Origin of the sequence: Serratia sp. CY31944 (genome assembly GCF_052169175.1) — a bacterium.
GTDB classification, from domain to species: Bacteria; Pseudomonadota; Gammaproteobacteria; order Enterobacterales; family Enterobacteriaceae; genus Serratia; species Serratia sarumanii.
In genome coordinates this window covers 80,510-94,322 of record NZ_JBJNLG010000020.1, presented here as the reverse complement: position 1 = coordinate 94,322, position 13,813 = coordinate 80,510, and the positions used below count along the sequence as shown (strand labels likewise).

Sequence of the window (13,813 nt, the reverse complement as noted above, 5' to 3'; positions counted from 1 at the left end):
GATCATGCCCGTCGTACACGTTGCCTTGCCGGTCCCCCTCGCCCGCACCTTCGACTATCTGCTGCCGCCCGGCATGCAGCCGGTGGCCGGCGCGCGCGTGGGCGTGCCCTGGGGCAGGCAGCATGCGATCGGCATCGTCACCGGCTGCAGCGACACCAGTGAACTGCCGCTGGACAAGCTCAAACCGATCGACAGCGTGATCGACGCCGAATCGCTGTTCTCCCCCAGCCTGTGGCGCATCCTGCGCTGGGCCAGCGATTACTATCACTACCCCATCGGCGAAGTGCTGTTCCATGCGCTGCCGATCCTACTGCGGCAAGGCAAACCGGCCGAGGCCGCGCCGCTGTGGCAATGGTTCGCCACCGAAGAGGGGCGCGCCACCCCGCCCGAAAGCCTGAAACGCGCGCCGAAACAGCAGCAGGCGCTCGCGGCGCTGCTGCAACGCCCGGTCTATCGCCATCAGGTCAGCCAGCTTGAGCTGACGGAAAGCGCCCTGCAGGCGCTGCGCGCCAAAGGGCTGATCGATCTGCGCGCTCAGGTCGCGGATACGCACGACTGGCGCCCCAACTTCGCAGTGCTCGGCGAGCGGCTGCGGCTGAACACCGAGCAGGCTACCGCCGTCGGGGCGATCAGAAGCGAGGATGAGCAGTTCGCCGCCTGGCTGCTGGCGGGGGTAACCGGCTCCGGCAAGACCGAAGTCTACCTCAGCGTGCTGGAAAACGTGCTGGCCAAAGGCCGACAGGCGCTGGTGCTGGTGCCGGAAATCGGCCTGACGCCGCAAACCATCGCCCGCTTTCGCGAGCGCTTCAACGCGCCGGTAGACGTGCTGCACTCCGGGCTGAACGACAGCGAACGGCTGGCGGTTTGGCTGCGCGCGCGCAGCGGCGAAGCCGCCATCGTCATCGGCACCCGTTCGGCGCTGTTCACGCCGTTCCGTCAGCTGGGCGTAATCATCATCGACGAAGAGCATGACAGCTCTTATAAACAGCAGGAAGGCTGGCGCTACCACGCCCGCGATCTGGCGGTGTTCCGCGCCCGGGAAGAGGACATCCCGATGGTAATGGGCTCCGCGACCCCGGCATTGGAAACGCTGCACAACGTGCAGCTGGGTAAATATCGCCAGCTGAAGCTCACCCAGCGCGCGGGCAACGCCAAACCGGCAACGCAGCACCTGATCGATCTAAAGGGGCTGCCGCTGAAGGTCGGCCTGTCGCAACCGCTTTTGAAAAGCATGCAGCACCATTTAAAAGCCGGCAATCAGGTGATGCTGTTCCTCAACCGCCGCGGTTATGCCCCGGCGCTGCTTTGCCACGAGTGCGGCTGGATCGCCGAATGCCAGCGCTGCGATCACTACTACACCTTCCACCAGCATCAGCGCCAGTTGCGCTGCCACCACTGCGACAGCCAGCGGCCGGTGCCGCACCAGTGCCCACAGTGCGGCTCCACCCACCTGGTGTCGGTCGGCGTCGGCACCGAACAGCTGGAGCAGGAGCTGGCGCCGCTGTTCCCCGACACGCCGATCACCCGCATCGATCGCGACACCACCAGCCGCAAAGGGGCGCTGGAGCAGCACCTGGCGGATATTCATCGCGGCGAAGCGCGCATTCTGATCGGCACGCAGATGCTGGCCAAGGGCCACCATTTTCCCGACGTCACGCTGGTGGCGTTGCTGGACGTGGACGGCGCGCTGTTCTCCGCCGACTTCCGCTCCGCCGAGCGTTTCGCTCAGCTGTATACCCAGGTCTCCGGGCGGGCCGGCCGCGCGGGCAAACAGGGTGAAGTGCTGCTGCAAACCCACCATCCGGAGCACCCGCTGCTGCAGGTACTGCTGCAACAGGGTTACGACGCCTTCGCCAAACAGACGCTGGCGGAGCGCAACAGCGTGTTTCTGCCGCCTTACACCAGCCACATCATCGTGCGCGCCGAAGATCACGACAACCAGCAGGCCCCGCTGTTCCTGCAGCAGCTGCGCAACCTGCTGGAAGCCAGCCCGCTGAAGGACGATTCGCTGTGGGTGATGGGCCCGGTGCCGGCGCTGCAGTCCAAACGCGGCGGCCGTTTCCGCTGGCAGCTGCTGCTGCAGCACCCGACGCGGCGCGTCCTGCAACAGCTGATGAAAAGCTCGCTGCCGCTGATCGGCACCCTGCCGCAAACGCGCAAGGTGAAATGGACGCTGGATGTCGATCCGATCGACAGCTGATCCCGGAAAAGTCCGATTTAGCTGCCGCAGTGCAAACGTTTACCCTTGAAATTGCGAGCGAACGCTAAAAAACCTTCTCAGGTCACATTTTTTATGCAAATTAGGTAACAAAGGCGGGGCGTATTCTGTTTAGAATGTCTGCGAGGGCAAATTTTGTCGCCACATCGCAGCGCGACGGAGTGCCCGAACGCGAGTGGCGCTCAATGACAACAATTTCGCCACCGCATGCCGGACATTGTGAGCAAACAGCAGTAGTGGCGTCGGCATGGGGCTGACGCAAGGAGAAAGGCGTTGGAACACAAGAAAGAGTTATCCATGGCGACCATGAAAGACGTCGCCGAAATGGCGGGCGTTTCAACGGCTACCGTATCGCGTGCGCTGATGAACCCGGAAAAGGTGTCAACGCCGACGCGCCAGAAAGTGGAACAGGCCGTGCTGGCCGTGGGTTATTCTCCTCATGCTCTGTCACGCAATATCAAGCGCAACGAATCCCGCACCATCCTGGTGATCGTGCCCGACATCTGCGATCCGTTTTTCGCCGATGTGATCCAGGGGATCGAACAGACCGCCGCCCAACAAGGCTATCTGGTGCTGATCGGCGACTGCGCGCAGCAAAACCAGCAGGAGCGCACCTTCGTCAATCTGATCATCACCAAACAGATCGACGGCATGCTGCTGCTGGGCTCCAACCTGCCGTTCGACGCCAGCAAGGAAGAGCAGCGCAACCTGCCGCCGATGGTGATGGCCAACGAGTTCGCTCCCGAGCTGGAACTGCCGACGGTGCACATCGACAACCTGACCGCCGCCTTTGAAGCCGTGCATTATTTGCATCAATTGGGCCACCGGCAGATCGCCTGCGTCGCCGGGCCGGAACAGATGCCGCTGAGCCATTATAGGCTGCAGGGTTACGTTCAAGCGCTACGTCGTAATGGCATTACCGTCGAAAGCAGCTATATTACCCGGGGTGATTTTACCTACGAAGCCGGCGCGCAAGCACTGACGGCGCTGATGGCACAGCCGAAACCGCCGACGGCGGTGTTCTGTCACAGCGACGTTATGGCGATCGGCGTGCTGTCCCAGGCGAAGAAAATGGGGCTGCGGGTGCCGCAGGATCTGTCGATCGTCGGCTTTGACGACCTCAAGCTGGCGCAGTATTGCGATCCGCCGCTGACCACGGTGGCGCAGCCGCGCTTCCAGATCGGCCAGCAGGCGATGTTGTTGCTGTTGGAGCAGTTGAACGGCCAGACGGTGGCCAGCGGCTCCCGGCTGTTGGACAGTGAATTGATTATCAGAGGCAGCACCGCTGCCCCGAAACGCTAGTCAAATATTTTAGGGTTCAGTAACATGACGGACTTATCCTTTCATCAGGACACAGCGGAATAATAGTGGCACAAAAAGACTATGTAAGCCGTGGGCGCGCAGCAGGAGCTAAGCGTAAAACCCCCAGCCGTAAAAAACGCAGTTCTCCGAAGGTTTCCAAAACCGTGCTGGCGTTAGCCGCCGCGTTGCTGGTTGTCTTTGTCGGTGGCCTCTATTTCATTACGCACAACAAGCCGGAAGACGCGCCGTTGTTGCCTGCGCACACCACGCGCCCCGGCAACGGCCTGCCGCCGAAGCCGGAAGAGCGCTGGCGCTACATCAAAGAGCTGGAAAACCGGCAGATCGGCGTGCAAACCCCGACCGAACCGACGGCCGGCGGCGAGCTCAATTCCAAAACTCAGCTGACCGCCGAACAGCGGCAGTTGCTGGAACAGATGCAGGCCGACATGCAGCAGCGCCCGACGCAGCTGAACGAAGTGCCGTATAACGATCCGGGCCAGGCCAACGCGCGCAGCACCCGCCAGCAGCAGCAGATGCAACAACAGCAAATGCAGCAGCAGCCGGTGCAGCAACAGCAGCAGGTCAGCCAGCCGCCGCGCAACCCGTTCAACAACGGGGCCACCACCGCGCCGGTGCAGCCGCACCCGCAGCCAAAACCGACTACCCAGCAACCGGTGCAGGTGAAACAGCCTGAGCCGAAGCCGCAACCGAAGCCGGAGCCGAAACCGGAAGTGAAACAGGAAACGGCCAAGCAGGAAACCAAGCCGGAATCGAAACAGAAGTGGATGGTGCAATGCGGTTCGTTCCGCGCCACCGATCAGGCTGAATCCGTGCGTGCGCGCCTGGCGTTCGAAGGCATCGAGAGCCGCATCACCGCCGGCGGCGGTTGGAATCGCGTGGTGCTCGGCCCGTACAGCAGCCGCGCCGCCGCGGACAAAACCCTTTCGCGCCTGAAGGGCGTCGGCATGTCGAGTTGCATTCCCCTCTCCGTTGGGGGTTGAAAAGCGTCAATCCCCCCCCATCTATACTCTCAATATGCCTCGTAGCGTCTGCGAAAGCAGGCGCTGCGGGGGCTTCTTTCCGTCTTTAACGAGGGTCTGCTCGTGACAACAATTGTAAGCGTACGCCGCAACGGCCAGGTCGTCATCGGTGGTGATGGCCAGGCAACCCTGGGTAATACGGTGATGAAGGGTAACGTCAAGAAAGTGCGTCGCCTGTATAACGACAAAGTGATCGCCGGTTTCGCCGGTGGCACCGCTGACGCCTTCACGCTGTTTGAACTGTTTGAACGCAAACTGGAAATGCATCAGGGCCACCTGGTGAAAGCCGCCGTCGAGCTGGCGAAAGACTGGCGCACCGACCGCATGCTGCGCAAGCTCGAAGCGCTGCTGGCGGTCGCCGATGAAACCGCTTCGTTGATCATCACCGGCAACGGCGATGTGGTGCAGCCGGAAAACGATCTGATCGCCATCGGCTCCGGCGGCCCTTACGCTCAGGCCGCAGCCCGCGCCATGTTGGAAAATACCGAGCTGAGCGCCCGCGACATCGTTGAGAAATCCCTCAACATCGCCGGCGACATCTGTATTTACACCAACCATTTCCACACCATTGAAGAATTGCCTTCCAAAGCGTAAGGATCGAATACCATGTCTGAAATGACCCCGCGCGAGATCGTCAGCGAACTGGACAGCTATATCATTGGCCAAAACAAGGCCAAACGCGCTGTCGCCATTGCCCTGCGCAACCGCTGGCGCCGGATGCAGCTCAACGAGATGCTGCGTCACGAAGTGACCCCGAAAAACATTCTGATGATCGGCCCGACCGGCGTCGGTAAAACCGAAATCGCCCGCCGTCTGGCGAAGCTGGCCAACGCGCCGTTCATCAAGGTTGAAGCCACCAAGTTCACCGAAGTGGGCTATGTGGGCAAAGAAGTGGACTCCATCATCCGCGATCTGACCGATGCCGCCATCAAAATGGTGCGCATGCAGTCGATCGAGAAAAACCGCACCCGTGCCGAAGAGTTGGCCGAAGAGCGCATTCTCGACGTGCTGATCCCGCCGGCCAAAAACAACTGGGGCCAGCCGGAAGAGCACCAGGAGCCGTCCGCCGCCCGCCAGGCATTCCGCAAGAAACTGCGCGAAGGCCAGTTGGATGACAAAGAGATCGAAATCGATCTGGCCGCCGCGCCGATGGGCGTGGAAATCATGGCGCCTCCGGGCATGGAAGAGATGACCAACCAGCTGCAGTCGATGTTCCAGAACCTCGGCGGCCAGAAGCAAAAGCCGCGCAAGGTGAAGATCAAAGAAGCCTTCAAGCTGCTGGTGGAAGAAGAAGCCGCCAAACTGGTGAACCCGGAAGAGCTGAAAGAGCAGGCGATCGAAGCGGTTGAACAGCACGGCATCGTGTTTATCGACGAGATCGACAAAATCTGTAAGCGCGGCGGCCAGAGCTCCGGCCCGGACGTCTCGCGCGAAGGCGTGCAACGCGATCTGCTGCCGCTGGTGGAAGGCTGCACCGTGTCCACCAAGCACGGTATGGTGAAGACCGACCACATCCTGTTCATCGCTTCCGGCGCGTTCCAGACCGCCAATCCGTCGGATCTGATCCCGGAACTGCAGGGCCGTCTGCCGATCCGCGTTGAGCTGCAGGCGCTGACCACCGAAGACTTCGAGCGCATCCTGACCGAGCCGAGCGCGTCGCTGACCGAGCAGTACAAAGCGCTGATGGGCACCGAAGGCGTCAACATCGAGTTCACCGCCGACGGTATCCGCCGCATCGCCGAAGCCGCGTGGCAGGTCAACGAAAGCACCGAGAACATCGGCGCACGTCGTCTGCACACCGTGCTGGAGCGTCTGATGGAAGATATTTCCTACGATGCGAGTGAAATTAATGGCCAATCCATTACAATTGATGCGGATTACGTGCGCAGTCATCTGGATGAACTGGTGGCGGATGAAGATTTGAGTCGTTTTATCCTATAATCGCTCAATCATTGTCTTGTCAGTCATCTGTGTGGGAGGCATTGCCTCCCACAATTATTTCTAACGGACACCGCAACTTACTGACAGAAGCGAAACATGAGCTCATCGACCCCCACCACCCCGATCTCCGCCTGGCTGGAAAGTCTACGCCCCCGTACCCTGCCGTTGGCCTTTGCCTCCATCGTGGTCGGTTCGGCAATCGCCGCCTGGCACGGCAGCCTGAAACCCGAAGTGGCGCTGCTGGCGCTGTTGACTGCCGGCCTGCTGCAGATCCTCTCCAATCTGGCGAACGACTACGGCGATGCCGTCAAAGGCAGCGACAAAGAAGATCGCATCGGGCCCTTGCGCGGCATGCAAAAAGGCATGATCACCCAGGCGCAGATGAAACGGGCGCTGGTGGTGACGGTGGTGCTGATCGCCCTCGCCGGCTGTTCGCTGATCGCCGTCGCCTGCGAGCAACCCAGCGACGTAGTGGGCTTCCTGGTGCTGGGCGGGCTGTCTATCGTGGCGGCCATCACCTATACCGTCGGCAACAAGCCCTACGGGTATTTGGGGCTGGGCGACATCTCGGTGCTGGTATTCTTCGGCTGGCTGAGCGTAGCCGGCACCTACTATCTGCAAACGCACACCTTCGACAGCGTCGTGATGCTGCCGGCCACCGCCTGCGGCCTGCTGGCGACGGCGGTGCTCAACATCAACAATCTGCGCGATATCGAGAGCGATCGCGAAAACGGCAAGAATACGCTGGCGGTGCGTCTCGGCCCGCACAAGGCGCGCATTTACCATGCCCTGCTGCTCGGCGGCGCGGTGCTGTGTTTCGCGCTGTTTACGCTGTTCAATCTCCACAGCCCATGGGGCTGGCTGTTTGTGCTGGCGATCCCGCTGTTGGTGCGTCACGGCCTGCGCGTACTGCGCGATCCGACGCCGGTCGGCATGCGGCCGATGCTGGAGCACATGGTCAAGGCGGCGTTGCTGGCCAACCTGCTGTTCGCCATCGGCGTGGCGCTCAGTTAAAAACTGATGATTTTGCCAACAGGGCGAATAAAGGGATATACTGAACATTCCAGCGGCAAACAGACGTAAAATCCTATGAAATACGATACTTCCGAACTTTGCGACATCTATCATGAAGAGGTGAACGTTGTTGAACCTCTGTTCTCCAATTTTGGCGGGCGTACTTCATTTGGCGGGCAGATCACCACGGTGAAATGCTTTGAGGATAACGGCCTGTTGTTCGATCTGCTTGAAGAAAACGGCCGCGGCCGCGTGCTGTTGGTCGACGGCGGCGGTTCGGTACGCCGGGCGCTGATCAACGCCGAACTGGCGCGCCTGGCCGCCCAGAACGAATGGGAAGGCATCGTGGTGTACGGCGCGGTGCGTCAGGTGGACGATCTGGAAGAGCTCGACATCGGCATTCAGGCGATGGCGGCGATCCCGGCGGGCGCCGTAAGCGAAGGCGTGGGGGAAAGCGATATCCGCGTCAACTTCGGTGGCGTCACCTTCTTCTCCGGCGATCACCTGTATGCCGACAACACCGGCATCATCCTCTCCGAAGACCCGCTCGACATCGAGTGATTTTCGGTCATGAAAAAGGGCGCCGCAGGCGCCCTTTTCGTTGCTGCCTGGCGTGAGGAATCAGACCTCTTCCATTTTGCCCAGCAGAGCGCGCAGGCGATCTTGCCATACGTGCTGTTCTTCTTTCAGCTGTTGGTTTTCGCGCACCAGCGCTTCGTGGTTGCCGGAGGCAGCCTGAACTTCCTGCGACAGAGAGTTGTTTTTGTCTTTCAGCTCTTCAATTTCCATCTGCAACAAGGTGATGGTATCAATCGCCTGCTGTACTTTTGCTTCCAGTTTCTCAAATACTTCAAATGACATGCTTCAGTCCCCTCATGATAGCAAGGCGTACATCTATAAGTAGCGGCCGCAACGTCGGCTGCAGCTACTGCGAATATTGCATCGCGCTCAGTGACGCGCGCCGTTATGGAAGGCGCGCCAGTCTCGATTCGTTAAAAACGATTGTAAGTAGCCAGTCTCCGCGTGTCTAGCAACATACCGGATCATCGCGCAGTCTGTTGCAATTTTCCTGCCTCCGCCATCAGCAAAAACTGAAAATCCCCGCCGCCGCCGCCGCGAGTTGTTAACGCCCCTCGCCAAACCACTGGTCAGATCACACTTTTATGGCTCAGAAAGAACACTAAACGACGCGAAATCGCTCAATTTTATGACGAGCTACACACATTTTGATTTCGCTATTTCTCGTTTATGTTCGTTAACGATAAATTTACATCACGTCCTCATTCAATAATTGGACGAGATGAAAAAAACTGTGCCCATAGGTCAGATGTATACCTAACTGAGCCTATAAACCAACAACCGCCGTTTTGCAGGACAACAACATTATGAGCCAAACCACCAGTCCGACATTAAAAGGCCAGTGCATCGCCGAGTTCCTCGGCACGGCGCTGCTGATCTTCTTTGGCGTAGGCTGCGTTGCCGCGCTGAAACTGGCGGGCGCCAGCTTCGGCCAGTGGGAAATCAGCATCATTTGGGGCCTGGGCGTCGCCATGGCCATCTATCTGACCGCCGCCATTTCCGGCGCGCATCTCAACCCCGCGGTCACCCTCGCTCTGTGGCTGTTCGCCTGCTTCGACGGGCGCAAAGTGGTGCCTTACATCATTGCGCAGATCGCCGGTGCCTTCTGCGCCGCCGCCCTGGTCTATGGGCTGTACTACAACCTGTTCTTCGACTTCGAAGCGGCTCACCACATGGTGCGCGGCAGCAACGAAAGCCTCGAGCTGGCCGGCATCTTCTCGACTTACCCTAACGCGCATATCTCCGTCGGCCAGGCCTTCCTGGTAGAAATGGTGATCGCCGCCATTCTGATGTGCCTGATCCTGGCGCTGACCGACGACGGCAACGGCATCCCGCGCGGCCCGCTGGCGCCGCTGCTGATCGGTATTCTGATTGCCGTGATCGGCGCCTCCATGGGACCATTGACCGGCTTTGCGTTGAACCCGGCGCGCGACTTCGGGCCGAAACTGTTCGCCTACCTGGCCGGCTGGGGCAAAGTCGCCTTCACCGGCGCACGCGACATCCCGTACTTCCTGGTGCCGATCTTCGCCCCTATCGTCGGCTGTGGCCTGGGCGCTTTCGGTTACCGCGCGCTGATTGGCCGCCACCTGCCGTGCGACGTCTGCGTGACGGAAAAAGAGCCCGACGCCAAGACCCAGCAGCGCAAAGCATGATGGGTGCAGTTTTACACGGTTAACAACAGCAGGATAATTACCATGACTGTAGAAAAAAAATACATTGTCGCACTCGACCAAGGGACCACCAGCTCACGCGCCGTCGTGCTCGATCACGACGCCAACATCGTTGCGGTATCGCAGCGCGAATTCCCGCAGATCTATCCCAAGGCCGGCTGGGTTGAGCACGACCCGATGGAAATCTGGGCGTCGCAAAGTTCGACGCTGGTAGAAGTGCTGGCGAAAGCCGACATCAGTTCCGATCAGATCGCCGGCATCGGCATCACCAACCAGCGCGAAACCACCATCGTCTGGGAAAAAGAGACCGGCAAGCCGATTTACAACGCCATCGTCTGGCAGTGCCGCCGCACCGCCGACATCTGCGAGAAGCTCAAGCGCGACGGCCTGGAAGAGTACATCCGTCACAACACCGGCCTGGTAGTTGACCCGTACTTCTCCGGCACCAAGGTGAAGTGGATCCTGGACAACGTCGAAGGCGCCCGCGAGCGCGCCAAGCGCGGCGAACTGCTGTTCGGCACCGTCGATACCTGGCTGGTGTGGAAAATGACCCAGGGGCGCGTACACGTTACCGATTACACCAACGCCTCACGCACCATGATGTTCAACATCCACGAGCTGGACTGGGATGAGCGCATGCTGGAAGTGCTGGATATCCCGCGCGCCATGCTGCCGAAAGTCCGTCCTTCCTCCGAGGTGTACGGCCAGACCAACATCGGCGGTAAGGGCGGTACGCGTATTCCTATCGCCGGTATCGCCGGTGACCAGCAGGCAGCGCTGTACGGCCAGCTGTGCGTTCAACCGGGCATGGCGAAGAACACCTACGGCACCGGCTGCTTCCTGCTGATGAACACCGGCAAAGAAGCGGTGCGTTCGAAAAACGGCCTGCTGACCACCATCGCCTGCGGCCCGCGCGGCGAAGTGAACTATGCGCTGGAAGGCGCGGTGTTCATCGGCGGTGCGTCTATCCAGTGGCTGCGCGACGAGCTGAAACTGATCAGCGACGCCGCCGACTCCGAATACTTCGCCACCAAGGTGAAAGACAGCAACGGCGTCTATGTGGTGCCGGCCTTCACCGGCCTGGGCGCCCCTTACTGGGATCCGTACGCCCGCGGTGCCATCTTCGGGCTGACCCGTGGCGCCAACAGCAACCACATCATCCGCGCTACGCTGGAATCCATCGCTTTCCAGACCCGTGACGTGCTGGACGCTATGCAGGCCGACGCCAACACCCGCCTGCAATCGCTGCGCGTGGACGGCGGCGCGGTCGCCAACAACTTCCTGATGCAGTTCCAGTCCGATATTCTCGGCACTCGCGTAGAACGCCCCGAAGTGCGTGAATCGACGGCGCTGGGCGCCGCGTTCCTGGCGGGCCTGGCCATCGGCTACTGGAACGATCTGGATGAAGTGAAGAGCAAAGCGGTGATTGAACGCGAATTCCGCCCAAGCATCGAAACCACCGAACGCAACTACCGCTACGGCGGCTGGAAAAAAGCGGTGGCGCGCGCTCAGGCGTGGGAAGATCACGAGTAATCCCGAAGCTGCCGTTTCACCAACAAGCGCTGCCTGCGGGCGGCGCTTTTTTTTGCCCCGCCCCGCCGCCACCGCGCTGTGATAAACTTTGCCGATATTTTCTTCCTTTTCTCACAGACAGGTTTGCCATGAAACGTGAATTAGCCATCGAATTTTCCCGCGTTACCGAAGCCGCCGCGCTGGCGGGCTACAAATGGCTGGGACGCGGCGACAAGAACGCCGCCGACGGCGCGGCGGTCCACGCCATGCGCATCATGCTTAACAACGTGGATATCGATGGCCGCATCGTGATCGGCGAAGGCGAGATCGACGAAGCGCCGATGCTGTATATCGGCGAACAGGTCGGCACCGGCCAGGGCGACGCGGTCGACATCGCGGTCGATCCGATCGAAGGCACCCGCATGACCGCCATGGGCCAGTCCAATGCGTTGGCGGTATTGGCGGTGGGCGATCGCGGCACCTTCCTGCACGCGCCGGACATGTACATGGAGAAGCTGGTGGTCGGCCCGGCGGCGCGCGGCGCCATCGATCTCGACCTGCCGCTGGCGGAGAACCTGCAGAACGTCGCCGCACGGCTGGGCAAACCGCTGTCGCAGCTGACGGTGATCGTCTTGGCCAAACCGCGCCACGACGGCGTCATCGCGCAGATGCAGCAGCTCGGCGTGCGGGTGTTCGCCATTCCTGACGGCGACGTGGCGGCCTCCATTCTCACCTGTATGCCGGAAAGCGAGGTCGATGCGATGTACGGCATCGGCGGCGCGCCGGAAGGGGTGATCTCAGCCGCGGTGATCCGCGCGCTGGACGGCGACATGCAGGCGCGTTTGCTGCCGCGCCATGAGGTGAAAGGCGACAGCGCCGAGAACCGCCGCATCGGCGAACAGGAGCTGGCGCGCTGCCGGGAGATGGGTATCGAGGCCGGTCAGGCGCTGCGTCTGGACCAGATGGCGCGCAACGACAACGTGATCTTCTCCGCCACCGGCATCACCAAGGGCGATCTGCTGGAGGGCATCAGCCGCCAGGGCAACATGGCCACGACCGAAACCCTGCTGATCCGCGGCAAGTCGCGCACCATCCGCCGCATCCGTTCGACCCACTATCTGGATCGCAAGGACCCGGCGCTGCACGAGTTTTTGCTGTAACGAAACAGGGCGCCGAATGGCGCCCTGATGATTGATGACAAACCTCATGACCTTGCCGAGTTGGCAGAGAGCAACGAATAGAAAACCAGGAAAATCAATTTATTGATTTTCGGCTGATAACCACAAAGGGGGAAAAATCACGCTTTTTCCCCCTTTGTCAACTGCATGAGGGCGCCGAATGGCACCCTGTCGTTATGCGGTATGCCCCTGATGTTGCATCCGGTTGGACAGCGGCCACCAGCACAGCAGGATCAGCAGCGCCATCGCGAACATCAGCAATCCGAGGCTGAACTGCCCGGTTTGCGGCAGCATGGCGGAAAGCCAGGTCGCGAGACCCGATCCCATATTCTGCATGCCGCCCACCAATGCGCCCGCCGCGCCGGCCAGGTAAGGGAACGGCTCCATCGCCCCGGTGGTCGCCAGCGGGAACAGCATGCCGGCGCCGAAGAAGAACAGTGCGGCCGGCACGATCAGCGTCCAGATGTTCATCACGCCGAACCAGCCCGGGATCCACATCATCGCCCCCGCCAGCAGGCAGCTAATCACCGAATGCCACATCAGCGTGTGGAAGGTCTTGCCGTCGCGCCCGGCGTACCAGGCGCCGAAAAACGCCGCCGGGATCGGCAGAATGAACAGGATGCTGACGGTCAGGCCACTGAGCCCTAACACGCCGCCCATCAACACGCCGCAGCTGGCCTCGAATACCGCAATGCCCGCCAGCGCGCCGATCAGCATCACCAGATAGCAACTGAAGGTGCTGTCAGCCAGCAGCTGGCGGAAACTGGCCAGCATGCGGCGTTTTTCCGTTTGCATCGGGCGGGTTTCCGGCAGCCAGCGGAACATGGCGAAAGCGACGCAGGCGCACAGCGCCAGCAGGAAGGCGTAGCTGGCACGCCAGCCGAACACCATCGCCAATGCGCCGCCGATCACCGGCGCCAGCAGCGGGCTGACCAAAATCCCCATATTCAGCAGGCTGTTGGCATAGCGCAGCGCGGTGCCGGCATACAGATCGCGCGGCATGGTGCGCGCCATCACGCCCGCCACGCCGGTGCCCATCCCCTGAATGGCGCTGGCGGCGACCAGCATCGTCAGGTTGGTGGACAGCAGCGCGCCCAGGGCGCCGATCAGGAAGATCATCATGCCGGTCAGGATCACCGGACGACGCCCGATACGATCCGATATCGGCCCGTAAATCAGCTGGGAGAAACCGTAGGTCAGCAGATACGCCGCCATCACCCGTTGCACGGCGCCGGTGCGAACCGACAGATCGTGGGCGATATCAGCAATAACGGGAACATAAATGGTTTGCGCCATCTGGCCGACGGCGACCAACAGGATAAGCATCACCAGCAGGTGAAAATTCTCTAGTTTTCTCAT

At 60.9% G+C, this 13,813-nt stretch carries 12 protein-coding genes; 10 read left to right on the top strand and 2 right to left on the bottom strand.

Features of this window, described 5'->3' with window-relative positions; all coding sequences use genetic code 11:
- Positions 1-4 precede the first annotated feature (4 nt).
- The 7 genes from priA (at position 5) to rraA (ending at position 8,076) form a co-directional block, all read left to right on the top strand.
- Positions 5-2,200, top strand: a complete 2,196-nt coding sequence (gene priA / locus ACJ8IN_RS19580; RefSeq protein ID WP_043148438.1) for a primosomal protein N' — start codon at positions 5-7, stop codon at positions 2,198-2,200.
- A gap of 291 nt (positions 2,201-2,491) precedes the next feature.
- Entirely contained in the window at positions 2,492-3,520 is a 1,029-nt protein-coding gene (cytR, locus tag ACJ8IN_RS19575) for a DNA-binding transcriptional regulator CytR (protein WP_004931082.1), read from the top strand.
- Between the two features lie 65 nt (positions 3,521-3,585).
- Positions 3,586-4,521, top strand: coding sequence for a cell division protein FtsN (gene ftsN / locus ACJ8IN_RS19570; protein WP_033654538.1), 936 nt, complete (start codon positions 3,586-3,588; stop codon positions 4,519-4,521).
- Positions 4,522-4,623: 102 nt separating this feature from the next.
- A complete protein-coding gene (gene hslV / locus ACJ8IN_RS19565; RefSeq protein WP_004931085.1) occupies positions 4,624-5,154 on the top strand; it encodes an ATP-dependent protease subunit HslV in 531 nt (176 codons plus the stop codon).
- Positions 5,155-5,166: 12 nt separating this feature from the next.
- Positions 5,167-6,501 carry an HslU--HslV peptidase ATPase subunit gene (gene hslU / locus ACJ8IN_RS19560; protein WP_025304663.1) on the top strand — a complete coding sequence of 445 codons (1,335 nt, stop codon included), beginning with the start codon at positions 5,167-5,169 and terminating at the stop codon, positions 6,499-6,501.
- A 96-nt stretch (positions 6,502-6,597) separates the two neighbouring features.
- Positions 6,598-7,515, top strand: a complete 918-nt coding sequence (locus tag ACJ8IN_RS19555; RefSeq protein WP_033636436.1) for a 1,4-dihydroxy-2-naphthoate polyprenyltransferase — start codon at positions 6,598-6,600, stop codon at positions 7,513-7,515.
- Positions 7,516-7,590: 75 nt separating this feature from the next.
- A complete protein-coding gene (gene rraA / locus ACJ8IN_RS19550) occupies positions 7,591-8,076 on the top strand; it encodes a ribonuclease E activity regulator RraA (RefSeq protein WP_004931090.1) in 486 nt (161 codons plus the stop codon).
- Positions 8,077-8,136: 60 nt separating this feature from the next.
- Here rraA and zapB read toward each other — a convergent pair whose 3' ends face one another.
- Positions 8,137-8,376, bottom strand: coding sequence for a septal ring assembly protein ZapB (gene zapB / locus ACJ8IN_RS19545; RefSeq protein WP_004931092.1), 240 nt, complete (start codon positions 8,374-8,376; stop codon positions 8,137-8,139).
- Between the two features lie 524 nt (positions 8,377-8,900).
- On the opposite strand from zapB, the gene ACJ8IN_RS19540 reads away from it, so the two are divergent.
- From ACJ8IN_RS19540 to glpX, 3 genes are all read left to right on the top strand, one after another.
- Positions 8,901-9,746, top strand: coding sequence for an MIP/aquaporin family protein (locus tag ACJ8IN_RS19540; protein ID WP_308326127.1), 846 nt, complete (start codon positions 8,901-8,903; stop codon positions 9,744-9,746).
- Between the two features lie 42 nt (positions 9,747-9,788).
- The gene (glpK, locus tag ACJ8IN_RS19535) at positions 9,789-11,297 is read left to right on the top strand and encodes a glycerol kinase GlpK (RefSeq protein ID WP_033649890.1); all 1,509 of its coding nucleotides are present in this window, start codon (positions 9,789-9,791) and stop codon (positions 11,295-11,297) included.
- A gap of 128 nt (positions 11,298-11,425) precedes the next feature.
- Positions 11,426-12,436 (top strand): class II fructose-bisphosphatase, encoded by a 1,011-nt coding sequence (gene glpX / locus ACJ8IN_RS19530; RefSeq protein WP_308326128.1) that lies wholly within the window; start codon positions 11,426-11,428, stop codon positions 12,434-12,436.
- A gap of 192 nt (positions 12,437-12,628) precedes the next feature.
- Here glpX and emrD read toward each other — a convergent pair whose 3' ends face one another.
- Positions 12,629-13,813 carry a multidrug efflux MFS transporter EmrD gene (gene emrD / locus ACJ8IN_RS19525; protein WP_049195681.1) on the bottom strand — a complete coding sequence of 395 codons (1,185 nt, stop codon included), beginning with the start codon at positions 13,811-13,813 and terminating at the stop codon, positions 12,629-12,631.

Bases quoted from the DNA above. Each gene is read 5' to 3' on its own strand.
- priA (WP_043148438.1), top strand. From the start codon at position 5: ATGCCCGTCGTACACGTTGCCTTGCCGGTCCCCCTCGCCCGCACCTTC.
- hslU (WP_025304663.1), top strand. From the start codon at position 5,167: ATGTCTGAAATGACCCCGCGCGAGATCGTCAGCGAACTGGACAGCTAT.
- ACJ8IN_RS19555 (WP_033636436.1), top strand. From the start codon at position 6,598: ATGAGCTCATCGACCCCCACCACCCCGATCTCCGCCTGGCTGGAAAGT.
- rraA (WP_004931090.1), top strand. From the start codon at position 7,591: ATGAAATACGATACTTCCGAACTTTGCGACATCTATCATGAAGAGGTG.
- zapB (WP_004931092.1), bottom strand. From the start codon at position 8,376: ATGTCATTTGAAGTATTTGAGAAACTGGAAGCAAAAGTACAGCAGGCG.
- ACJ8IN_RS19540 (WP_308326127.1), top strand. From the start codon at position 8,901: ATGAGCCAAACCACCAGTCCGACATTAAAAGGCCAGTGCATCGCCGAG.
- glpK (WP_033649890.1), top strand. From the start codon at position 9,789: ATGACTGTAGAAAAAAAATACATTGTCGCACTCGACCAAGGGACCACC.
- glpX (WP_308326128.1), top strand. From the start codon at position 11,426: ATGAAACGTGAATTAGCCATCGAATTTTCCCGCGTTACCGAAGCCGCC.
- emrD (WP_049195681.1), bottom strand. From the start codon at position 13,813: ATGAGAAAACTAGAGAATTTTCACCTGCTGGTGATGCTTATCCTGTTG.